Source organism: Ruegeria sp. C11, assembly GCF_056537725.1.
Map to the genome: position 1 here is coordinate 108044 of NZ_JBQFSB010000011.1, position 23264 is coordinate 131307.

The window sequence follows — 23264 nt, forward strand, 5'->3', positions numbered from 1 at the left end:
CCCATTCCTGCGACGCTTTAGTTTCGCCCCTGCACAATCCGATCCAGCACCATGGCACACATCAGAATTGCGAGCCCGGCCAGAATCCCTTGTCCCACGGCGGCATATTGCAGCGCGCTCAGTACGTCTTCGCCCAAACCCTTGGCTCCAATCAACGAGGCGATCACCACCATCGACAGGCACATCAGCAGCGTCTGGTTCACACCGGTCATGATTGACGGCATGGCCAGCGGCAGATCTACTTTGAACAGCAGGAACCGCCTGGTTGCCCCATACGCAGTCGCGGCTTCGCGGATGTCATCCGGAACCCCGGCGATCCCCAGTGCGGTCAGACGGATGACAGGAGGCATCCCAAAGACCAACGTCGCGATAATTCCCGGAGGTTTACCGATGCCGAAGAAAGCGATGACCGGGATCAGATATACAAAGGCGGGCATGGTCTGCATGAAATCCAGTACCGGCCGAACATAGGCGTAAGCCTTAGGTTTGCGTCCGCACCAGATGCCAATGGGAATACCGATTACGACGCAGAGAAAGGCCGCTGTGCCCAACAGGGCAACTGTTGCCATGCTCTTTTCCCAAAAACCCAGAAACGCGAGATAAGCCAGTGCAGCGCCCGAGAAGATCGCCACGCGGCGGCCAGAGACCTGCCATGCAATGGCGAGAACAGCCATCATGACAATCGGCCACGGCGTCACGACCAGCGCGGTTTCCATAAGGCTCAAAGCTCCGTTGATTACTGCCGTGACGCCGGAAAACAACCAAGTCAGATTATCGGCAATGGCGGCGACACCGCCGTCAATCGCCTGAGACACCGCGTTGCGGAAATCCGTGGCGGCGGGAAAAACCTCAAGCCATTTTGGCGTGTTGCTGGTGGAAAATCGGTAAACCGCAAGAGGATAGCAAATCGCCACCAGAAGGGCCGCAAAGGCGATACGCAACGGTGGTAGACCGTGAGGCAACTCGGGCGCGCCACGCCATTGACGAAACCGCGCCGCCAAAGCCGCGTTGCCAAGCAATGCAATCGCCGCACGGACGGCCAGCAACAAGGCCAGACCGCCAAAGATGTAAAGAGGCGCATCGGCGCGTGCGGCATCCGCCTCGCCCCGCGCTTTTTCGGCGGCTTCGGCAATGGCTTCAGCCGAAGCTTTCATGCTTTCCCCCAGACTGTTGCCACTTGCAATCGCCGCTTCTGCCGCCGCCATGCGATCTGCCGCCTGAGCAGCCAGCCGATCCGCACGTGCAATGGCATCACCACCCAGATCCCCAAACACACCCACTCCGATCAGCACTATGGCAAAAATCTCAATCACGAAGGCTGGCCAGAAAGCAGCCCAAAGTGCCCGAGCGCCCAGCCAGATCGGGCCCAGCAGACCAGCGTACAGGTTCGGGATCAGCGCCAGTCCCTGCGTGTCGGCCACCCGATTGAAGACATCGCCATAGTAGGCACTGTTGCGGGCCGTGAAGGTGGCGACCAAAGTGGTGAAATCATACTGTTGCGCCTTGCTCATCCCACTTCCCCCTTGATACCGCGCAAAAGCTGCGCCTGATCAATCACGCCCACGATTTTACCCTGCCCATCCCTGACTGCTGTTGGGCTGTTGGCGTCGACCGCCAGGTTGATCAGGTCCGATAGGGTCATTTCGGTCTTCGCGACCGGGAATTCTGTCACAGGGGGATGATCGGGGTGGCGCGCGGACCATTCGTCGACCCGTTCCATGATCCTGTGCGCATGTACGACATTCAGGCGAGAGATATTGGCCACGAAATCAGCCACATATTCATCCTGCGGGTTGGCAACGATCTCCTCGGCAGTGCCGATTTGCACAACGGCCCCGTCCTTCATAATCGCAATCCGCGTTCCGATCCGGATCGCCTCATCCAGATCGTGGGTGATAAACATGGTGGTTTTGCCCATCTCACGGCTTAGATGCATGAACTGATCCTGCAATTGCCGCCGGATCAGTGGATCAAGCGCCGAGAACGGTTCGTCCATCAACAGGATCGGCGGATCAGCCGCCAACGCTCGGGCCAGCCCGACGCGCTGCTGCATACCGCCCGAGAGGCTGGAGGGCAGGCGATCCCCCCAACCTGCCAGATCCACTTTGGCCAACGCTGCTTCGGCACTTTCGTAGCGTTCATTCAGGGATGCCCCCTGAATTTCCAATGGCAGGGATACGTTTTCCCGCACCGAACGATGCGGCAACAGACCAAAATTCTGAAACACCATGCCTATACGGGTGGCCCGCATATCGCGCAGATCGGAATCGGACTTGGCCAGAATATCCTCACCCTCGATCCTGACCTCGCCTGCAGTAGGCTCCAAAAGCCGGTTCACGTGCCTGACCAAGGTTGATTTGCCCGATCCAGACAAGCCCATAACGCAAAAAATCTCGCCTCTTTGCACGCTCAGGCTGGCGTCGGATACGCCCAGCACACAACCATAGGAATTGAGGATTTCGGGTTTGGACTTGCCATTACGTGCGGCCACCATAGCTTCGGCCGCCCGTTCCCCGAAAATCTTCCACACCCCGTTCAGTTCGATTACGGTGTCATCGGTCATGGCCATCCCTTCTACCTTACCGAATCCGCAGCCCGTGGGGCGACTATGCGCCGCCCCATTTAAGGTTTACTGGGCCATCCAGCCCGCGATCTTGGCAGTATTTTCCTTGGCCCAGGCCGAGGTGATATCGGCGGGTTCAGCCCCGTTAACAATCTCCAGAGACCAGGCATTCACATCCTCGGCGGACAGCTGAATGTTTTCCAGCAATGGCACCAGCGCGGGCTGACGTCCAGCCAGTGTGGCGGACCAGCTGACATGCACCTTGGTGTCTGCATAGGCCGAGGCGACTTTGGATTTGGCCTGCCAGTCCGGGTCAACCGCCGGCTGAACCATCACGAACGCAGCCGGGTCGTGGGGCGGTTCTTCCAGAAGGCGGATATCATAGGTGGCAAAGTTCTGATGTGGACCATAGCAATAACCGACCCAGGGTTTGCCCGCTTTCGATGCTGCGTCCAGACCCGCAGTTGCGACGGCCTCGTCGGTGGATTGCAGCTCAAAGAAATCGGCGAAGCCGTAGTCTCGGGCGCGGATCGTTTCGGTATTGGTCGACTGCCACCCCTGCGGGCCGATCCAGATTTCGCCCTTGCCGTCACCATTGGTGTCAAACAAGGCGGCATTGGCCGGATTTGCCAGATCATAGACCGATTTGATTCCATGCTCATCCATGGTCTCGCCGGTTACACAATAGCCTTGCACCGCATCGAACGGATTGCCGGACAACACCACGGACTTCTCTCCTGTGATGTATTTCTCGGCCAGACCCGACTGGTTCGGCAGCCAGGTTTCAGTCCAGATGTCTATCTCGCCATTGCCGCGGGCCATGGCTTCCCAGATCACCGGGACGGCTGTGGTCGTGACCATCTCGACCTCAAGCCCCAAAGCCTCTTCGATGATCGCCTTGACGGCATAGGCCGTGGCCCGACCCGAGGCATAGTTGGGGTCCGGAATGACCACATCGGCGGCAGCAGCAGCCAGCGGAGCGAGCCCCAAAGCAGCGGCAGCAAAGGGCATAGCTTTGCGTTTCATGAGTTGGTTCCTCCAGTTTTGGATGGGGGGAGCCTTGATGAAAAACGCCGCTTTGTATCGTCCTTTCTTGCATGATTAGGGAAACTGATTGAGCCTATTAGCACAGGGCGAAAGCGATGGCGGATGGGCTGGTCTGTTGGGCAGGTCGCATACCAATAGAACCCGGCGAAGAACGGGTGCTAAGTCGGCAAACCTGCCATTAATTGCTCAGCTTTTTCGCCATCAGTGTCTGGTAATGCGGAAGGTGGTGATCGAGATATTCGCGTAACTGCGGCGCCGTTTTGGCCTGCGCTTCAAAGCGGTCGAGCTGCTGCCGGCGTTCGTCCGCATCCATCGGGCGGATACCTTTCGCCTGACTCACATCGCCATGCCAGCCTTCAACCTGCCCCCAGTCACTTGGCACCTCCCTTTGCCAGTCAAACGCGTGATCTGCCGGGCTCAGACCCCACCTTTGCCAGAGTGCCCCCATCACCCCGCGGGGATCAGCGCGCATATCCTCGGCCGAGATGACCGGCGGAGCTTGTCCGGTCGCCGCCACGATCCCGTCAAAAAGACTCCGTTGCGCCTCCAGCCCGATCTCTTCGCGGGTCACCTCGGGATCAAGCCGGTGATAAGACGCAATCGAGGCCACCGGATCGCGCAACAGAAACCCATGGGTCAGACGGTTGAGAAACTCTTCATCCTCAAGGATTCTGGGCAATACATAATAAGCCATGTCCTTAAAAAAGACGCGCCGGGTTGAAGCGCGTGATAACAGCATGTCACGAATATTCTCGTACCGCGTAGGGTGGCCTTCCTGCATGTCGAAATGCGGCATCACCCTTATTTTGCGATGCACATAGTAGTCGTACATGAAGGGCTCATGAGCACAGTCCAGATCTCCCCGTTCCCGCATGATCCGCTCGGTCGCGGTGGACATGGAGCGGGGATGTGCCCAGAGCACGAAGATCGGATGTGCAGACATGGGCAGACCTCAGCTTTTCATACGGTTATTTCCTGGGTCGTACGGCGGCTGGTCAAGGACCAAAGCACTACGACGCTGTCCCAGAACCTCGACGCTCAATCCGTCACGTGCGGATCGGTCGCGCAGATACGCCAGCGCAAGGGTGTTGCCGGTGCGATGCCCGAAACCTGCCGAGGTGACTATACCGACAACGCGATCTCCCTGATAGACGCCATGGGCGTAGTAGGGATCCAAATCGGTGGTATCCAAATCCAGTAGCACCATGTCCCAGCGATCCTCGGCCTTCATGCGTTCAGCCAAAGCGTTCTTTCCGATGAAGTCATGATCCATCTTGATCATGAACCCGGCACCGGTTTCCGCCGGTGTGCGCTCGGTGGTGAAGTCCGCCCCCCAGGCACGGTAGCCTTTTTCCAACCGCATCGCGTTCATCGCATAGGCTCCGAAAAAGCCCAGACCATGCGGTTGCCCGGCCTCTTCCAGCGCTTCAAACAGGGCAAGCATGTGTGCGGATTTCACATGCAATTCCCAGCCGAGCTCGCCGACATAAGACACTCTCAGTGCCCGAACCGGAATTCCGGCCACGTCGATTTCACGCACGGATAGCCATGGGAATCCGGCACCCAGATCAGCATCGGTAAGCCTCGAAAGAACGTCCCGCGATTTAGGCCCCATCAGGCCAAGCACACCGAAATCCTCGGTCACGCGGCTGATGGTGACGTCAAAACCTTCGGCACTAGCGCGCAACAGGTCGTCATCCATCTCTTCCGCCGCAGCGGCAGATGTCAGATAGATGTGGTCCTCGGCGAGTACGCTGACGGTGAATTCCGATTGCGTCCCACCTGCCGGCGTAAGCGCATGTGTCAGGCCGATGCGCCCGGTTTTGGGCGCGCGATTTGCGCCGATACTGTCCACAAAGGCACGGGCATCCGGGCCAGTCACGTCGAATTTGGAGAAGACCGACATGTCGGCCAAACCCACATTGCTGGCAACCGTCTCGCATTCCTGCGCCACGCGGCCGAACCAGTTCGAGCGGCGGAAACTCGGCACTGCCTCGTCGCTTTGTGTTTCCGAGAACCAGTTGGGCCGTTCCCACCCATAGGCTGCGCCCATCACGGCACCGCGCGCGATCATGTGATTGTGAATCGGTGACAGGCGTTTGCCGCGTGCGGCGGGACGTTCTTCGTGCGGGTAATGCACACCAAATTGCAGGCCAAAACACTCGATGGCTTTCTGCACACGATAGTCGCGGTCGGCCCAACTGCCGAACCTACGGCTGTCCACGGCCAGCGCATCCATTGGCGGCGCGCCATGGGTCATCCAGTGGGACAGGAACCAACCCGCACCGCCGCCTTCCATCACGCCCATCGACGACCCGGTGAGCAGCCAAGCATTTGGCAGCCCATGGGCGGGGCCGATCAGAGGATTAGCGTCAGGCGTGAAGGTGATTGGGCCATTCACCACCGATTTCACTCCGCCTGTTTCCAGTGCTGGAATACGCGCCATCGCCATCATGATGATGTCTTCGACCCGATCCAGATCAGGCGGCATTAGGTCAGCACCAAAATCAGGCGGGCAGCCGTCGATCGACCAGGCCTCGGCGTTCTTTTCATAGGGGCCAAGGATCAGCCCGTCGCGCTCTTGCCGCACATACCAGCTTTCCTCGGGGTCGCGGATCATCGGAAGTTCGGGCAAGCCAGCCGCGATACGGTCAGCCACCGCGTTCACCGTATCGGTCACAAGATACTGGTGCAGAACAGGAACCGAGGGGATGTTCAGCCCCATCATATGCCCGATTTCCCACCCCCAGGTGCCCGCGGCATTGACCAGATGACGGGCGTGGATCGTGGTCTTTTCGGTTTCGACCACCCAAAGGTCACCTTCGCGGCGGATCGAGGTCACCGGGTTGTAGCGCAGGATCGTCGCCCCGTTTTTGCGCGCCACCTGCGCCATGGCGTTGGTGGCCAGCGACGGGTCCACATGCCCGTCATCGGGCTCGTAAATTCCGCCCAGCAGCCCTTCGGTCCGGGCCAACGGGTGCAGACGTTCCACGTCTTCTGGGGTCAACATCTGCAGGTCATAGCCAGTGAATCGGCTGAGCCCGGCAACATGGGCAAACTCGTCCATTCGGTCCGGGTTCGAGGTGATCCGCATCGCGCCCGAGCGGTGAAAGCCACAGGTGCCGCCGGTTTCTTCCGGCAGGATGTCGCGGTACAGCCGAACCGAGGTTGCGCGCAGTTCCTGAATGGTTGGGTTATGGGCGAAATGCGTACACAAGCCCGCCGCGTGCCATGTCGATCCGTGGGTGAGATCGTTCTTTTCCGTCAGCACCACGTCCGACCAACCCGCCTTGGTCAGGTGATACATCAGCGATACTCCCATAGCACCGCCGCCAATGATCAAGACCTGAGCTTGCGTGACTGTCATGATTTCATCCGTTCGTTCTTTGGGTCAAATGGCGGGCGCATTAGCGGGACCGCCGGATAGTGTGTGCCTGCCACATCAACGGTGAAGCTGCGGGTGCAGGTCTGGGACAGAGTCTCTCCGACGGCGATCTCGACCAGCCCCAGAGCATAGGTCTTGCGGGTGCGTGCCCCCCGCGCACCCGAGGTGGTCGCTCCGACCACCCGACCGTCTTCAAGGATCAGTTCGTCATGCAGGATAAGTGGTTTGTCAGGCAGCTCGAAAATCACGGCGCGACGTCGAAGACCGTCTGCCTTCTGCCGAGCCAGTGCCTCTTTGCCCAGAAAATCGGTCTCCCAGTCCACTGCAAATCCCAGCCCGGCTTCCAGCGGAGAGATATCCGGCCCGAGATCGTGACCCCAGTGCTTGAACCCTTTCTCTATCCGGCAGCCATCCAGCGCGAAATGACCCATCGGGCGCGCGCCTTGTGCTTTGAGCGCATCAAACACCGAACCGCCCAGCTGTGCTGGAATGTAAAGTTCCCACCCCAGCTCGCCCACAAAACTCACCCGCTGCGCGCGGCACGGCACGTCCGCCACCGTGACATCTCGTGCGGTCGAAAACGGAAAGCTTAGCCAATCCGCGTCAGACAGTGCCACCAGCGTGTCGCGAGACCCGGCACCCATGACACCGATCACCACCTCGTCTTCGGTCACGTCCCGGATCTTCACATCACGGCCCGCGCCGTGCCGCCTGAGCCACGCCAAATCCTTTTGTCGGGTCGCAGCTCCTGACACCATGCGAAAGTGATCCGGCCCGAGCCGCAGCAATGTGACATCCGCCTCAACCCCGCCCCGCGCGTTCAGCTGCGGCGTATAGACCGCGCGTCCCGGCGCGACGTCCATATTCGCAGTGGCGAGATATTGTACAAACGTCAGTGCGTCCGGTCCGAGGATGTCGAATTTCCCGAACGGAGACAGGTCGAGCAGCGCCGTGCCATGCGCCATGATTGCGGCTTCGCGGTGCACGATCTCCTGCCACGACTGTTCACCGGTGGAATAAGGCAGAGCACGTTCACTGTCGTCCCGTGCGTACCACAGCCCACGTTCCCAGCCTGCGGTCAGGCCGAATTCAGCCCCTTCGGCGGCCCATTTGTCGTGCAAGGCGGAACTGCGCAGGCCGCGCCCGGCTTTCGGTTGCTTGAAAGGCCAGTGAAGGGCAAAGGCGTCGCTCACTGCTTCTTGCATGCGGGTTTCTATATGGCTGGCTGCAGCGGCCAATGGATCGACCCGCGCCACATCGACCTCCCATAGGTCCATCGGTGCTTCTCCCTCGATCATCCAGTCGGCGAGGACCCGCCCGACGCCCGCCGAGGACATGACACCGACCGAGTTCATACCGGCCGCAACGTACAACCCGTCCACTTCGGGTGTCTGGCCGATTAGTGGGCGGGTGTCATGGGTAAAGCTTTCCGGCCCGTTCATGAAGTGTTGGATGCCGGTTTCGGCCAATGCCGGGATCAACTCCAAAGCGCCTTCCATGAAAGGCATGAACTGATCCCAATCCTCGGGCATCTCCAGAAACGGGCGATCACCCTCGGGGCCAAAGGCATCCCAGCATTTCGCATTCGGTTCAAAACCGCCGATGACCAGCTTGCCCGCGTCCCCTTTGACGTAGAACCCACGGTCCAGATCGCGCAGAACCGGATAGGGATTGGGCAGCCCGGCCATCGGTTCGGTGACGACATACATATGCTCAACAGCCTGCAGCGGCAGAGCCACCCCTGCCGCATCAGAAAGCTTCTTTGACCACGCTCCGGCACACAGCGCCACACTGTCGGCCAGCAACTCGGATCCGTCGGCCAGCGCAACGCCCTTGATCCGGCCTGCCTCAACCAGCAGCCGGTCGACCTGCACCCCTTCGCGGATCTGTACACCCTTGGCGCGCGCAGCTTTGGCATAGGCCATGCACAGATCCACCGGGTTCACATTGGCGTCTTCCTCGACTCGCAAGGCCCCCACCAACCCGTCGGGGTTGAGGCCGGGGACATCGACCTCATCCGGCCCTACGATAGCAGGGGTCAGCCCGAGGTGACGGCCCAGCGATGCGATCCGGTGCAACTCATCCATTCGGTTGGGATCGCGGGCCAGCCAATAGCCACCGGTTTGGCGATAGCCGGTGGACAGACCGCATTCTTTTTCCAGTCTAGGGAACAGCGTGCCGGCATACATGGCGAGATGGGTCATATTCGGTGTGGCGCGCAGGGGGCCAACAATCCCGGCGGCATGCCAACTGGTCCCGGACGTCAGTTGGTTGCGCTCCAGCAATTGGACGTCTCTCGCTCCGGCTGAGGCCAGATGATAGGCCAGGCTCAGCCCGATTGCGCCGCCGCCGATGATGATGGTTCCTGCCATTCCCGGAACTCCTCCCTGTCTTCCGATCATGTTCTCTGCGATGAGACCAGGATCAAGTGCGACCAAACATCATAACCACAACTAATGATAAGCAGAGCTTGCGCCTGTTCCGCCCTGCGCGTTTCATGTCATTACAGCGGTCTATGGGGATTCGAGGGGCAAATGGCGCGCAACGAGGTGGAAATCAATCTGTTCCGGGCGATCGAAGTCTTCATGGCCGTGGCGGACATGCGCCACGTGACGGCGGCGGCAAATGCCCTTGGGATCACTCAATCGGCAGCTTCGCAACATCTGAAAAACCTCGAAACCGCATTTGGTGTCACGCTGCTGGACCGTTCGCGCAGGCCGCTGGGTCTGACCCATGCGGGAGAGGCCGTGCAACGGCACGGGTATCGCATTCTCAATGAGATCGACGATCTGAAATCCGACCTGCGTCATCTGAATGCAACCGCACTACCGATACTGCGAGTCGGTCTGCTGGCATCTACAGCAACGACATTGACTCCGGGCCTTTTTGAATTTGTTGAGCATGAATTGCGGGTTCCTGAACTAATCCTTTCTGCAGGTCTTGCCAACGATCACCAAAGCGCGCTGAACGCGCGCAAAATCGATGTGGCAGTCACTTCGGAACTGTTCATGATGAGTGACGACTACGACACTTATCCTGTTCTGGAAGAACCGTTTTTTTTAGTTTTGCCAGAAGGCTATGACGGGCCTGAAGATAACATCCACGCAATCTCAGAACACCTATCTCTGGTACGTTTCGGAGCACTTACACCGGTGGGGCGACGCACGGATCAGCATCTACAACGCTGCCGCCTGCATCTGCCCCGCGCGATTGAGGCGGATCGGTCGTCGATGGTCGTTGCCGGAGTGGTGACGGGCAAGTGCTTTGCGATTCTGACGCCGTCGCTTTTGATTGATGGGGTCGCCGAAGGAATGCCGCTGCGCATTGTTCCATTGCCATTTTCCGGGTTCAAACGCGGTATCCAGGTTGTGTCGCGCAAAGGGGATCTGGGCGACATCCCGGTCCGTCTGGCCCATCAATGCGCCGGTATTCTGCGTGAACACTTTACTCGCCGATTTCCTGATATCGCGGATCAGATCACGTACCACACTGGTGCTAATCCCGATCATTAGGATTTCCGATCAAGCACCTCTCCCCCTGTTCGCGCCCCGTTTCCGGTGCATATTCACAGGACCGGCACGGGCATCTGTGCCATGTCCAACAGGAATTCGGGAGGCACAACATGTCACGTCGCTCAGGCCGCAAATCGCGCGTGCAGGCGAGGGCCGCCAAGGGAGCCATGTCTGCCCCCTACGTGATGCGCCGAATTGGATTGGTCAGTCTGATTGATGACGAAGCCATCGCCATCATCGAACGCAATGCCGACCAGATTCTGGATGAGATCGGTATGGAGTTTCGCGGCGACCCGGACACGCTGGACCTGTTCAAGGCACATGGTGCGCGGGTCGAGGGTGAGCGGGTACGGTTCGATCCTGGCTGGTGCCGCGACAAGATCAAAACCGCGCCGCCTGTCTTCACTCAACATGCTCGCAATCCGGACCGATCGATCCAGATCGGCGGGCAAGCTCAGGTTTATGCCCCAAGCTTCGGCCCGCCTTTTGTGCACGACATGGAAAACGGGCGGCGTTACGCCACTCTTGAGGACTTCCAGAGTATTACCAAGCTGCACCATCAGTTGGGCGCCGTGAATCATTCCGGTGGCGTGGTGGTGGAGCCGGTTGATGTTCCCGTGCCGCTGCGCCATCTGCACATGGCCCACACCCATCTGACCATGAACGACAAACCTTTCATGGGGGCCGTGACCGCGCCGGAGCGTGCCCGCGACACGATCGAAATGTGCAAGATCGCCATGGGTTCCGATTTCGTCGACGAGAACTGCGTACTCTATTCCGTCGTTAATACAAACGCGCCTTTAGTGATGGATGAGACCATGCTGTGGGCGCTGAAGGAATACGCGCGGGCAGGGCAGTGCACGGTGGTCTCTCCATTCGTGCTGGGGGGCGCGATGTCGCCGGTTTCCGTTGCTGCGACGCTGGCGCAGGTCCTGGCCGAGGTGATGGCCTCGGTCGCGCTGATCCAGATCATTCGCCCCGGTGCACCTGCCGCATTCGGCACGTTCTTCTCGCCCATCAGCCTCAAGACCGGTGCACCGACATTCGGCACGCCCGAAGGAACCCAGTTCCAGATGTGCGCCAAAACACTGGCGGATCGTCTGGGCCTGCCATTCCACTCGGTCGGTGGGCTTACAGCATCCAAAGTGCCGGATGCGCAGGCGGGATATGAAAGTCAGGCCCAATTGATGGGGGCTGCGTTGGCTGGAGTAAACTTCATAATCCATGCCACGGGCTGCCTCGAAGGGTTGCTGACCACCGGTTACGAAAAGATCGTCATGGACGCCGATCGCTGCGCGGCGATGCAGCGCTTTGTTCAGGGCGTCGACTTTTCGGAAAGCGCGCAGGCGATGGAGGCCTTTACCGAGGTGGAACCGGGCGGCCATTTCCTTGGCGCGCAGCACACACAAGACAATTTCGAAACCGCCTTTTGGATGGGCGACATGTCCGACAACGGCACCTACGAACAATGGGCTGCCGAGGGCGCCCATTGGCAGCATGACCGTGCCAGCGCCCGCGTGAAACAGCTAATCGAAGACTATAAAGCCCCGGCCATGGAGGCCGGAATCCGCGAAGCCCTTGATGAATTCGTCGCCCGCCGTAGCCGGGAAATCGAAGGAGAACAGCCATGAACAAGCAAACCGACTGGACCCTGAACGACACCGCCCGGCGGCGCGACACCTTCTATGCCGCAAGCCAACGCAAGTTCGTCCCCTTCAAAGAGCCAATGGTATTCAAGAAGGGATCGATGCAGTACCTGTGGGATGTTGAAGGGCGTAAATACACCGACCTTCTGGGCATGAATGTCTGTATCTCGGTTGGGCACAGCCATCCCAAGGTGGTCGCCGCGGCTATGGAACAGGCGCAGGAACTGACCCATTGTACCACCATGTTCTACCATCCTGTGCCCGCGCATTTTGCCGAGGAACTGGCTGCGACCATGCCCAACCCGAACGGTGACATCGAATGGGTGGTGCATTTTACCAATTCCGGCTCAGAGGCAGTTGACCTCGCCATGACCATGGCGCGCAGCTATACAGGCAACCTTGATCTGCTGGCGCTGCGTTCGGCCTATCATGGCCCGACGGCTGCGGCCCAATCGATCACAGGTATTTCGGGCTGGCGCCACCCGGGGATGCCGGGCAATGTCGCCTTTGTGCCTGACCCGCATCAATATCGCGGCATCTTTGGCGAAAACGCAGGCGCACAGCCCTATCTGGACGAGATCGAGCGTACCATTCACGCCGCGACAACCGGCAGCGTCGCCGGGATTTTTGTGGAAAGCGTGCAGGGTTATGGTGGCATCGTCGAAATGCCCAAGGGGTACATGACCGGTGCCGCCGAACGGGTGCGGGCAGCCGGGGGACTCTATATCGCTGATGAGGTGCAATCCGGGTTCGGGCGCACCGGTGAACACATGTGGGGTTTTGAGGCAGATGGCGTCATTCCGGATATCGTTGTCATGGCCAAGGGCATCGGGAACGGTTTTCCGCTGGGCGCAGTTGTTGCGCGCAAGGAAATCGCGGCACCTATGGCCGAGAAGTTCATGTTCCACACCTACGGTGCCAATCCGACCTCCTGCGCGGCAGGAAGGGCAGTTCTGCAAGTGATCAAAGAGGACAAAGTACGCGAAAACGCCCGCGACGTTGGGGCCGCTTTGCTGAAACGCCTGCACGTGCTGAAGGACAAGTACCCGGTCATCGGCGATGTGCGCGGACGCGGGCTGATGCTGGCCATCGAGATGGTCAAGGACCGCAAGACCAAAGAACCCGACCCACAAACCACAGCCGCTGTCTTCGAGGCGACGCGAGAAAGCGGAATCATTCTTTCAAAATCGGGCGCATATCAATCCTGTCTGCGCATGGTGCCACCTATGTGCCTGTCGATAGACGATGTGGAACATGTGGCCGAAGGGCTGGACCGCGCCTTTGCCATGGCTAATAACTGATGTGGTATGTGCAACACTCGTCAATCCGCGAAGGGCCAGCCGCGTGATTAGCCCATATAAAGGTTGTGAAAGCCGCTCGATCTTTCGTCTGCGATGTAGTTCAGTGCAATAGTGCGATCCTTAAAAAACCTTACACGATGGCAGGTGTGCGCCCAAGGATCGCGTGTGGCCTATCGACATGGCGCGCAAGCTGGGATTTGCAGAGAATATGTTGCCCAGGTGCTGCCCAGTTGCAAAACACAACTCGCAACGCCAAATGGCTTATCCATTAAGGTTTTGAAATTAGTAAAATTTGGTCGGAGTGAGAGGATTCGAACCTCCGACCCCTGCCTCCCGAAGACAGTGCTCTACCAGGCTGAGCTACACTCCGACCGTGGCGGGTGATCTATACCCGGCCGATTGGATGCGCAAGAGGGATTCTGACATAATTGGGTGCAATATCGCGGCCCATAAAATCATCTGAATCAGCGTAGGAACGGGTGGATGCCGTGACGCTGAACCAGTGCAAGAGTTTTGCTCAGGGTAGGGGATCGGTTCTGAACAGCCAAACCTTCGTGCCGCCATGGTCGACTACAGGGCCGGTGGGCAGGAACGGCAATTTTGTCGTGCGAGCCAACCCCTGATTGCTGGTTATTATGCCCACGCGCCAGCCCGAGAAACGGTCGGTCAGTACTCTGCCAAGTGTGCCATAAAGTGAACGCAGACGCTTTTCATCGCCGATACGGGCCCCGTAAGGCGGATTGGCGATTACCAGCCCTGCCGGTCCGGCTGGTGCTTTCAAATCGCTAACAGATCGTTGCTGAAAACGGGTTGCGGTTTCAATCCCCGCCCGGGTCGCGTTTGCGCGGCTTGATTCCACTGCACCTGCATTTCTGTCAGAACCACAGAAAATGTAATCGGTCTCACCTGCAGGCTCGCCTATCCGCATCTTTTTCCAGATATCTGGGTCGAATGTCACCAGATCCTCAAACGCAAAATTGCGCGACCGGCCGGGGTTCAGCCCCAGAGCAATCTCGGCTGCTTCGATGACGAACGTGCCAGAGCCGCACATCGGGTCGAGCACAGGTTCGGCCCCGGTAAATCCGCATTCGCGCAGAAACATCGCGGCCATGGTGTCACGCATCGGTGCCTTGGCCACGGCTTCCTTATGCCCGCGCTTGTGCAACAATTCGCCCGAGGTATCGATCGAAAAGGTGCAGAGATCCTTTTCAATGCGCAACATAACCCTCAGCCCCGCATCCGACGAGACCGGCGTGCCGAGAGTTTCAGAGATTGCCTTCTCAATGCGCTGACGCGCGGCCCCCGCATGATAGATGCGCGATTTGCGGCTGGTCGCCTCGATTTTGACAGGGACATCCGGACGCAGAAAATCGCCCCATGGAAACTTGCGCGCTCTTTTGTCCAGCTGAGCCAGATGGACGGCCGGAAAACTGCCGATCCGGGCCAGAACGCGGTTTGCCCCGCGCAGTTGCAGGTTGGCACGCCAGACCTCGGGCCAGTTCCCGCGGCAAGAAACGCCGCCCGGGATCAGACGCGCACCGGCAAAGTTCTTTTCTGTGGCCTCAGCTATAAGAGGGGCTTCCAGTCCCGGGGTGGCGGCAAGAAAAATTTCAAGATCGTCTGAGCTGTTCATTCCCGCTGCTTACACTGGTTCTCTTATCCGTGCGAGCCGCAATTCTCATGCGACAAAGTTGACGCCGAATGCGCCACTATGGCTTAAACGGAACAGGATGTGCAGTTTTGGGCGGTAACAGGTTTGCCTTTGCGGCACGGGCCGCGTAAAGGGTCCGTGATTGGCGGTGCGCCTGCGGATTCCCGCCGGTTTCTGGCGCATTTCCCAGGGCATGGACCCGCGCGTCCGGGTAAGTGCAATGCTGAGGCAACGCGTCGGGATGATATGGCGCAGGAATGAGGCTTGGAAGAACGTAGCGACATGCAAACTTTCAAACTGAAAAAAGGGTTGGACCTGCCGGTTGAAGGCGCACCCGAACAGAAGATTAATCCGGGACCCGAATACTCCACCGTTGGGGTGCTGGGAGGCGACTACATTGGCCTCAAGCCCCGTATGCTGGTGCAGGAAGGCGACGACGTTCAACGGGGCACACCGTTGTTCTGCCACAAGGACGCGCCGGATGCGATGATGGTTGCTCCGCTCAGCGGTAAGGTTGTGGCAATCAACCGCGGCGCGCGCCGCGTGCTGCAAAGCGTCGTGATCGAGGTTTCGGATGCCAATGACACTGGTCTGAGTTTCTCTGACGTTGGTGATGCTGATACAGCAGAGGGCGTGACTGCCCGGCTTTGCGCTGCGGGACTGTGGACAGCGTTCCGCACACGGCCATATTCAAAGATGCCCGAGCCAGGCACGGCACCGACCTCTATCTTCGTGACCGCAATGGACAGTGACCCACTGGCCGGTGACGCTGCATTGATCATCGCCGATGCCGGTGAGGCATTTGCCGCAGGCCTCGCGGCTGTGTCCAAGCTGACCGAGGGCAAGACGTATCTGTGCCAAAAAGAAGGTGACTCGATCCCGGGCACTGATCTGACTGGCGTTGAAGCGGCTGCTTTTTCAGGTCCGCACCCGTCGGGACTGGTCGGTACGCATATTCACTTTCTGGAGCCGCTGGCCGGTGACAAACAGGTCTGGACCATCAGCTATCAGGATGTGATCGCCATTGGTCGCCTGATGCAGACCGGGCATCTGGACCCCAGTGTCGTGATCGCGCTGAGCGGCCCCGGCGCACGGCAACCGCGCCTGATCCGGACCGTCATGGGCGCCTCGACCGACGATCTGACACGGGACGAGGTCAACGTTGAAGGCTCGGCGCGGATCATCTCGGGTTCGGTCCTTTCGGGTCGGCACGCAGAAGGCCCGCACGCTTTCCTGAGCCGGTTTGCCCGTCAGATCACCATTATCCGCGAGGACGCAGACCAGATCCCGATGGGTTGGATCCGGCCGATGCCGTCGAAATTTGCGGTGCAGCCGGTTCTGGGCTCGGCCTTTGCCAAAAAGCTCTTTGCTTTCACCTCGAACTTGAACGGTGGTCGCCGTGCGATGGTACCGACCGGCACGTTCGAGGAACTGATGCCGCAGGATTATCTACCGACGCAATTGTTGCGTGCGCTGTTGGTGATGGACACCGATACTGCTCAGGCGTTGGGTGCGCTGGAGCTGGACGAAGAGGATCTGGGCCTTGTCGGCTTTGCCTGTCCGGCGAAATATGAATACGGGCTGGCGCTGCGCGACTGCCTGACCAAAATTGAAAAGGAGGGCTGATCCGAATGGGTTTGCGCAACTTCTTTGACCGGATTGAGCCGAACTTTACCAAGGGCGGCAAATACGAAAAGCTCTTCCCGATCTACGAGATGGTCGAGAGTTTTATCTACACTCCGAAAACCGTAACCACTGTTGCACCCCATGCGCGGTCTTATGTGGATATGAAGCGGATCATGACCTATGTCGTGATCGCAACAATTCCCTGTATCCTGTGGGGGATGTGGAACACCGGCTATCAGGCGAACTCGGCCATTGCCACGTTGGGTCCGGATGCGGCCACCGGCTGGCGGATCGCCCTTTTGCAGATGTTCGGAATATCGCTGGACCCGTCCAGCATCTTTGCCAACACAATGCACGGGCTGATGTACTTTCTGCCGATCTACATCGTGACACTGGTTGCGGGTGGTATATTCGAGGTGATCTTTGCCACTGTGCGCGGCCACGAGGTGAACGAAGGTTTCCTTGTTACCTCAATGCTTTACACGCTGATAATGCCAGCAACCACGCCTTTGTGGCAGGTCGCTCTGGGCATCATTTTCGGTGTCGTGATCGGCAAGGAAGTGTTCGGCGGCACCGGCAAGAACTTCCTGAACCCTGCGCTTGTGGGTCGTGCATTCCTGTACTTCGCTTATCCGGCGCAGATGTCGGGCGACGCGGTCTGGACCCCGGTTGATGGGTTCTCAGGTGCGACTGCCTTGGCCGTGTCCGCTGCGGACGGCGTGCAGGCTCTGGCAGCGGAAGGCATCACCTGGTGGAGCGCCTTTTATGGCACCATTCAGGGTAGCTTTGGTGAGACCTCGACACTCGCCTGCATCATCGGTCTGGCATTCCTGTTGATGACCAAGATTGCAAACTATCGCCTGATCGTGGGCTGTCTGGCCGGAACAATCGCATTTACCTGGCTGCTGAACCTGATCGGATCGGACACCAATCCGATGTTCGCAATGCCATGGTACTGGCATGTTGTGCTGGGCGGTTATGCCTTTGGTCTGGCCTTTATGGTGACTGAACCGGTTTCCGCAAGCCACACCAATGTTGGTCGCTATATCTATGGCGCGCTGATTGGTGTCATGGTTGTGTTGATCCGTGTGGTGAACCCGGCTTTCCCCGAAGGCATGATGCTGGCCATTCTGTTCGGTAACGTCTTTGCACCGCTGATCGACTATTTCGTCGTTCAGGCAAACATCAAACGGAGGGCGCGTCGCCATGTCTGATACGCAATCCCAAGAACCCAAAGGCGCGATCGCCAAGTTTCTGGCGGCCTCGCCGGATTCAGTCGGCAAAACCGTCTTTGTCGCTGTCGCAATTTGTCTGGTTGCCTCAATGGTCGTATCGGCCGCCGCAGTCAGCCTGCGCCCGGTACAAGAGGCGAACAAGCTAAAGGACAAGCAGGTCAACGTTTTGCAGGTTGCGGGCGTCTATGAACCCGGCATCAACGTGACCGAAGCCTTTGCGGCGTTTGAACCCCACGTGCTTGAACTGGCGACCGGCAATTTCGTCGACGATCAGTTCGACCCGGCGACCTTTGACGATCTGGCCGCGGCCAGCGACCCCGAGCTGAGCGTCGCACTGGACGATGACCCGGCTGGCATTGGCCGCAAGGCGAAATACCGCGTCATTTACCTGCTGCGCGACGATGCCGGTGATCTGGACAAGGTGATCCTGCCACTGCACGGCTACGGTCTGTGGTCCACGCTCTATGGCTTTATCGCGCTGGAAAACAATGGCAACGACATCTTTGGCCTGCAGTTCTATCAGCATGGCGAGACCCCTGGCCTTGGCGCCGAGGTGGACAACCCGCGCTGGAAAGCACTGTGGAGCGGTAAGAAACTGCGCGACGATGCCGGTGATCTGCAGATCACCGTTGCCAAGACGCAACCCGCCGCGGGCCCCGATTTCTACGTTGACGCGTTGGCCGGTGCCACGCTGACGTCGGTCGGTGTCGATAATCTGGTGAAATTCTGGATGGGTGACGCGGGCTATGGCCCCTTCCTGGCCAAACTGCAAGCAGGAGAGTTCTGATGTCCCAGACAAAGAAAGAGCTGTTGGTCGACCCGCTTGTCGACAACAACCCGATCACCCTGCAGGTGCTGGGCATCTGTTCAGCGCTGGCGGTAACTTCGTCGCTGCAGGTGGCCTTTGTGATGGCGCTGGCGGTGACCTTCGTGACCGGCTTTGCGTCGATGTTCATCTCGATGCTGCGCAATCAGATTCCTGGTTCGATCCGGATCATCGTGCAGATGGTGATCATCGCCTCGCTGGTGATCCTGGTGGACCAAATTCTGAAGGCATACGCGTTTCAGATTTCTAAAACCCTTTCGGTTTTCGTCGGTCTGATCATCACAAACTGTATCGTGATGGGCCGCGCCGAAGCGTTCGCCATGAAAAACCCGCCGATGGCCTCGTTCATCGACGGTGTGGGCAACGGTTTGGGTTACGGTCTTATCCTGCTGCTGGTCGGCTTTATCCGGGAACTGTTCGGCTCGGGCAGCCTGTTCGGCGTCACCATCCTGCAGACGGTGAACAATGGTGGCTGGTATGTGCCCAACGGCCTGCTCCTTCTGCCGCCCTCGGCCTTCTTCGTGATCGGCCTGCTGATCTGGGCCTTCCGCACGTGGAAGCCGAACCAGGTCGAAGAACGTGAATATAAAATCCAGCAGGTAGAGGCGCACTGATGGAAGGGCTTATCTCTCTGGCCGTAAAGGCCATCTTTGTTGAAAATCTCGCGCTCAGCTTCTTTCTCGGCATGTGTACTTTCATCGCCGTATCCAAGAAGATTTCGACGGCGCTGGGTCTGGGCATTTCGGTCATGGTTGTGCAGGCCATCACCGTTCCCACAAACAACCTGCTGCTCAGCTATCTGCTGAAACCGGGCGCGCTGGCATGGGCCGGCTTCCCGGATGTGGACCTGACCTTCCTCGGCCTGATCTCGTATATCGGTGTGATCGCCGCGATGGTGCAGATTCTGGAAATGGTGCTCGATAAGTATTTTCCACCGCTCTACAACGCACTGGGGATCTTCCTGCCGCTTATCACGGTGAACTGCGCCATCCTTGGTGGTTCGCTGTTCATGGTGGAGCGGGACTATAACTTTGCCGAAGCGGCGACTTATGGTCTGTCTTCCGGTTTCGGCTGGGCACTGGCGATCACCGCGATGGCAGGAGTGCGCGAAAAGCTGAAATATTCGGACATTCCGGATGGCCTGCAGGGTCTTGGCATCACCTTCATCACCGCGGGACTGATGGCCATGGCCTTCATGTCCTTCTCGGGCGTGAAACTGTAAGGAGGGGCCGATGGAAACGTTTAGCCTTGGCGTAATCCTTTTTACCCTGATTGTTCTTGCGCTGGTGGCCATAATCATGGCTGCGCGGTCCAAGCTGGTCTCGACCGGTGACGTGAACATCACCATCAACGGTGAGAAAACCATCTCGGTCCCTGCCGGGGGCAAGCTGCTGCAAACGCTGGCGGCCGAGAAACTGTTTGTCCCTTCGGCCTGCGGTGGCGGCGGGACCTGTGCCCAATGCCGGGTGCGGGTGCATTCGGGCGGCGGATCGATTCTGCCGACCGAGGAAAGCCATATCACCAAGCGCGAAGCCGCCTGTGGCGACCGTCTGTCCTGTCAGGTTGCTGTCAAGCAGGACATGGATATCGAAGTCCCCGAAGAGGTCTTTGGCGTCAAGAAGTGGGAATGCACCGTTCGTTCGAACGAGAACGTGGCCACCTTCATCAAGGCGCTGACGCTGGACCTGCCCGAGGGTGAGGACGTCAACTTCCGCGCCGGTGGATACATCCAGATCGAAGCGCCCGCGCACCAGCTCTCGTACACCGATTTCGATGTCGAAGAGGAGTATCGCGAGGATTGGGATCGCTTCAATCTGTGGCAGTACAAGTCCGTGGTGAACGAACCGATCGAACGCGCCTATTCGATGGCGAATTATCCGGATGAAAAAGGCATGATTATGCTGAACGTCCGGGTGGCCTCGCCGCCTCCGGGCTCGGAAGGTATCCCACCGGGTCAGATGTCGTCCTACATCTTCAACCTGAAACCGGGTGACAAGGTGACAATCTCGGGTCCGTTCGGCGAATTCTTCGCACGTGAGACCGAGAAAGAGATGGTGTTTATCGGCGGTGGCGCCGGTATGGCGCCGATGCGCAGTCACATCTTCGATCAGCTCAAGCGTCTTGAAAACCGCAACCGCAAGATCAGCTTCTGGTACGGCGCGCGGTCCAAGAAAGAGATGTTCTTTGTCGAGGATTTCGACACGCTGGCCGAAGAGTTCGACAATTTCGAATGGCACGTCGCGCTGTCGGATGCCCAGCCCGAGGATGACTGGAAAGGCTATACCGGCTTTATCCATAACGTATTGTTCGAGGAATACCTCAAGAACCACCCGGCGCCTGAGGATTGCGAGTTCTACATGTGTGGACCGCCAATCATGAACCAGTCGGTCATCAACATGCTGCTGGATCTGGGCGTGGACCGCGAAGACATCATGCTCGACGATTTCGGCGGGTAAGAAACGAAAAACCGGCGCCTACAGCGCCGGTTTTTTTGTCAGCCAGCTTCGACTTTGTAGTAATCCCGATACCATTCCACAAATCTGGCAAGACCCGTACGGATGTCGGTCCTGGGCTGATACCCGGTAAGAGACTGCAACAGACTGGTGTCTGCCCAGGTTGCAGGAACATCTCCCATCTGCATAGGCATATAGTTCCGTATCGCTTTTTTGCCGAGCGCGTCTTCGATCGCCTCAATAAAATCGAGAAGACGCACTTTGTCAGAATTGCCGATATTCACCACCCGATAGGGGGCCACCGGCGACAGGCTGTCACCTTTGGCGATTTCGCTTTTGGTTTCTGGCCGGACGGGGACGGCATCAATCAACAGACGAATGCCCCGAACAAGATCGTCCACATAGGTAAAGTCACGATACATGTCCCCGTTGTTGTAAATGTCGATGGGACGGTCGTTCAGAATGGCGTCAGTGAACTTGAAATAGGCCAGATCAGGTCGCCCCCAAGTGCCATAAACCGTGAAAAAGCGGAACATCGTGGTCGGAATATTCCAGAGGTGGGCGTAGGAATGCCCCATTGCCTCGTTCGCTTTTTTCGTCGCGGCATAGATCGTCAGTTGACTGTCCGCCTTGTCGGTTTCGGTAAAGGGCATATCCTCGTTCGCGCCGTAGATCGAGGATGTAGAGGCCATCAGCAGGTGATCGACATTATGCAGGCGAGCGACCTCCATCACATTGAAGGTGCCTGTGACGTTTGAATCTACATAGCTGCGCGGGTTTTCCAGGCTGTATCGCACCCCAGCCTGCGCTGCCAGATGCACGATGATGTCCGGTTTGAACTCGTCTGCTACCTGCAGCAGGCGCTCGTGATTTTCCAGAATGTCTTCGGTCGCGGAAAAACCCGGCGTTTGCAATAACATCTGATGGCGGCGTTGTTTGAGCGTGACGTCGTAGTAATCCGTCATTCCGTCATAACCGTGGACGCGGAACCCTTTTGCCAGCAGCAGCCGGGCAAGGTGAAAACCGATGAAACCCGCCGTACCCGTAACTAAAACCCGCTTCATGAAAACCCCCGAGTGCAGCGCATGCCCTGAAACCTGACAGGCCGCTTTCCCAACAAAGTTAAAGGACAAATTTCAAACATGGCAGTCAATTGCAAGGTTTCGTTGGCCAGCGTCACAATGTGCGATTCCCTCAGCTGCGCAGACGGGTGGCCATTTCTGTGAAAGCAACGAAATCGTTGGCGATTTCCCGTGCCGCCAGTTGCAAAAGCCGCGCGCCGTGTTCCGGGCTCGCCAAAGCGGAATGAGAGCCGACGCGCCCATCGGGAAATGCCGCGCGGTGCTCGTCAGGTGGGCCATGCCGATCGCCGATATGGGCTTTCAGATAATCGGCTGTCAGTTTTTGCGGTGGTTGTGAAGCATCCAGCGGGGGCAACACTCCTAAAAGATGCTGGGTGATTGCGATTTCCGATGGTGTCGCGTGCATGCCTTCCCAATCTCCGTACAATTCCTTCCGAAGTGCGTTGACAGAAGGGGGTTCCCACCAGCTGCGGACCTTGAGTGCACCTTCCGCAAGTGATGTTGCGATTTGGTGCAGAGGTTCAACATTCGCCCCGTGACCATTCACGATGAAGACACCAAGAAACCCTTGCGCAAGACACCCTTCGATGACCTCTTTTGCAAGCAATCCAAAGGTTTCGGCAGATACGGAAACTGTCCCCGGAAAGGCGGTGTTGAACGGGGCAGGGGTATAGGCCAGAGGCGGCGCGACGATGGCACCGCACAGCGATGCGGCCCTCAGGGCCACTGCTTCGGCACAAAGTGTATCGGTCCCGATCCGGCCCATTGGCCCATGCTGTTCGGTTGATCCGACGGGCAGCAAAATGGCCGATCCTTTGTCGATGCAGGATTCGACCTCGCGCCAGGTCATATGTTCAAGTTTCATGCTGGTCTCCGTGAAATACGCGCCCAGAAACGCGCTGCTTCGCTTTCCCTTTGTGATTCGCCGAAGTACGTT

General features: G+C 58.4%; 18 protein-coding genes and 1 tRNA gene. 9 read left to right on the forward strand and 10 right to left on the reverse strand.

Annotation, left to right across the window (positions count from 1 at the left end; genetic code table 11):
- Positions 1–17: 17 nt before the first annotated feature.
- From ACR0NA_RS18310 to ACR0NA_RS18335, 6 genes are all read right to left on the reverse strand, one after another.
- Positions 18–1511 (reverse strand): ABC transporter permease, encoded by a 1494-nt coding sequence (locus ACR0NA_RS18310; RefSeq protein WP_480731405.1) that lies wholly within the window; start codon positions 1509–1511, stop codon positions 18–20.
- Positions 1508–2563, reverse strand: coding sequence for a quaternary amine ABC transporter ATP-binding protein (locus tag ACR0NA_RS18315; RefSeq protein WP_480731407.1), 1056 nt, complete (start codon positions 2561–2563; stop codon positions 1508–1510). The genes ACR0NA_RS18310 and ACR0NA_RS18315 overlap by 4 nt, the downstream gene beginning before the upstream one ends.
- 66 nt (positions 2564–2629) lie before the next feature.
- Complete coding sequence (locus tag ACR0NA_RS18320) at positions 2630–3589, reverse strand: ABC transporter substrate-binding protein (RefSeq protein ID WP_480731409.1); 960 nt, start codon at positions 3587–3589, stop codon at positions 2630–2632.
- Between the two features lie 199 nt (positions 3590–3788).
- Positions 3789–4553: a sulfotransferase-like domain-containing protein gene (locus tag ACR0NA_RS18325; protein WP_480731411.1), complete on the reverse strand. Its 765-nt coding sequence runs from the start codon at positions 4551–4553 to the stop codon at positions 3789–3791.
- A gap of 9 nt (positions 4554–4562) precedes the next feature.
- Positions 4563–6977 carry a GcvT family protein gene (locus tag ACR0NA_RS18330; RefSeq protein ID WP_480731414.1) on the reverse strand — a complete coding sequence of 805 codons (2415 nt, stop codon included), beginning with the start codon at positions 6975–6977 and terminating at the stop codon, positions 4563–4565.
- The gene (locus tag ACR0NA_RS18335; RefSeq protein ID WP_480731416.1) at positions 6974–9367 is read right to left on the reverse strand and encodes a GcvT family protein; all 2394 of its coding nucleotides are present in this window, start codon (positions 9365–9367) and stop codon (positions 6974–6976) included. Before ACR0NA_RS18335 ends, ACR0NA_RS18330 begins: the two co-directional genes overlap by 4 nt.
- 162 nt (positions 9368–9529) lie before the next feature.
- On the opposite strand from ACR0NA_RS18335, the gene ACR0NA_RS18340 reads away from it, so the two are divergent.
- The 3 genes from ACR0NA_RS18340 to ACR0NA_RS18350 all read left to right on the forward strand — a co-directional run bounded on the left by ACR0NA_RS18340 (position 9530) and on the right by ACR0NA_RS18350 (position 13454).
- Positions 9530–10507 (forward strand): LysR family transcriptional regulator, encoded by a 978-nt coding sequence (locus ACR0NA_RS18340; protein WP_480731418.1) that lies wholly within the window; start codon positions 9530–9532, stop codon positions 10505–10507.
- A 110-nt stretch (positions 10508–10617) separates the two neighbouring features.
- The gene (locus ACR0NA_RS18345) at positions 10618–12138 is read left to right on the forward strand and encodes a trimethylamine methyltransferase family protein (protein WP_480731420.1); all 1521 of its coding nucleotides are present in this window, start codon (positions 10618–10620) and stop codon (positions 12136–12138) included.
- The gene (locus ACR0NA_RS18350) at positions 12135–13454 is read left to right on the forward strand and encodes an aspartate aminotransferase family protein (protein ID WP_480731422.1); all 1320 of its coding nucleotides are present in this window, start codon (positions 12135–12137) and stop codon (positions 13452–13454) included. Before ACR0NA_RS18345 ends, ACR0NA_RS18350 begins: the two co-directional genes overlap by 4 nt.
- 293 nt (positions 13455–13747) lie before the next feature.
- Here the strand turns inward: ACR0NA_RS18350 and ACR0NA_RS18355 are convergent.
- A tRNA-Pro gene (locus tag ACR0NA_RS18355) sits at positions 13748–13824 on the reverse strand.
- A gap of 147 nt (positions 13825–13971) precedes the next feature.
- Entirely contained in the window at positions 13972–15087 is a 1116-nt protein-coding gene (locus ACR0NA_RS18360; RefSeq protein ID WP_480731426.1) for a THUMP domain-containing class I SAM-dependent RNA methyltransferase, read from the reverse strand.
- Between the two features lie 300 nt (positions 15088–15387).
- Here ACR0NA_RS18360 and ACR0NA_RS18365 point away from each other — a divergent pair, with 300 nt between their 5' ends.
- From ACR0NA_RS18365 to nqrF, 6 genes are read left to right on the forward strand one after another with little or no spacing between them, the layout of a single operon-like run.
- Complete coding sequence (locus tag ACR0NA_RS18365; protein WP_480731428.1) at positions 15388–16731, forward strand: Na(+)-translocating NADH-quinone reductase subunit A; 1344 nt, start codon at positions 15388–15390, stop codon at positions 16729–16731.
- A 5-nt stretch (positions 16732–16736) separates the two neighbouring features.
- Positions 16737–17945 (forward strand): NADH:ubiquinone reductase (Na(+)-transporting) subunit B, encoded by a 1209-nt coding sequence (locus tag ACR0NA_RS18370; RefSeq protein ID WP_480731431.1) that lies wholly within the window; start codon positions 16737–16739, stop codon positions 17943–17945.
- Positions 17938–18753: a Na(+)-translocating NADH-quinone reductase subunit C gene (locus ACR0NA_RS18375; protein WP_480731433.1), complete on the forward strand. Its 816-nt coding sequence runs from the start codon at positions 17938–17940 to the stop codon at positions 18751–18753. Before ACR0NA_RS18370 ends, ACR0NA_RS18375 begins: the two co-directional genes overlap by 8 nt.
- On the forward strand, positions 18753–19406 hold the full coding sequence (locus tag ACR0NA_RS18380) for an NADH:ubiquinone reductase (Na(+)-transporting) subunit D (RefSeq protein WP_170652958.1): 654 nt from the start codon (positions 18753–18755) through the stop codon (positions 19404–19406). Before ACR0NA_RS18375 ends, ACR0NA_RS18380 begins: the two co-directional genes overlap by 1 nt.
- On the forward strand, positions 19406–20014 hold the full coding sequence (gene nqrE, locus ACR0NA_RS18385; RefSeq protein WP_010441340.1) for an NADH:ubiquinone reductase (Na(+)-transporting) subunit E: 609 nt from the start codon (positions 19406–19408) through the stop codon (positions 20012–20014). Before ACR0NA_RS18380 ends, nqrE begins: the two co-directional genes overlap by 1 nt.
- Before the next feature lie 10 nt (positions 20015–20024).
- The gene (gene nqrF / locus ACR0NA_RS18390) at positions 20025–21248 is read left to right on the forward strand and encodes an NADH:ubiquinone reductase (Na(+)-transporting) subunit F (protein WP_480731435.1); all 1224 of its coding nucleotides are present in this window, start codon (positions 20025–20027) and stop codon (positions 21246–21248) included.
- A 38-nt stretch (positions 21249–21286) separates the two neighbouring features.
- On the opposite strand, the gene ACR0NA_RS18395 is transcribed toward nqrF, so the two are convergent.
- Both ACR0NA_RS18395 and ACR0NA_RS18400 read right to left on the reverse strand, forming a co-directional pair.
- The gene (locus tag ACR0NA_RS18395; RefSeq protein ID WP_480731437.1) at positions 21287–22309 is read right to left on the reverse strand and encodes an NAD-dependent epimerase/dehydratase family protein; all 1023 of its coding nucleotides are present in this window, start codon (positions 22307–22309) and stop codon (positions 21287–21289) included.
- A gap of 130 nt (positions 22310–22439) precedes the next feature.
- Positions 22440–23192 carry a creatininase family protein gene (locus ACR0NA_RS18400; RefSeq protein WP_480731439.1) on the reverse strand — a complete coding sequence of 251 codons (753 nt, stop codon included), beginning with the start codon at positions 23190–23192 and terminating at the stop codon, positions 22440–22442.
- Positions 23193–23264: the final 72 nt, after the last annotated feature.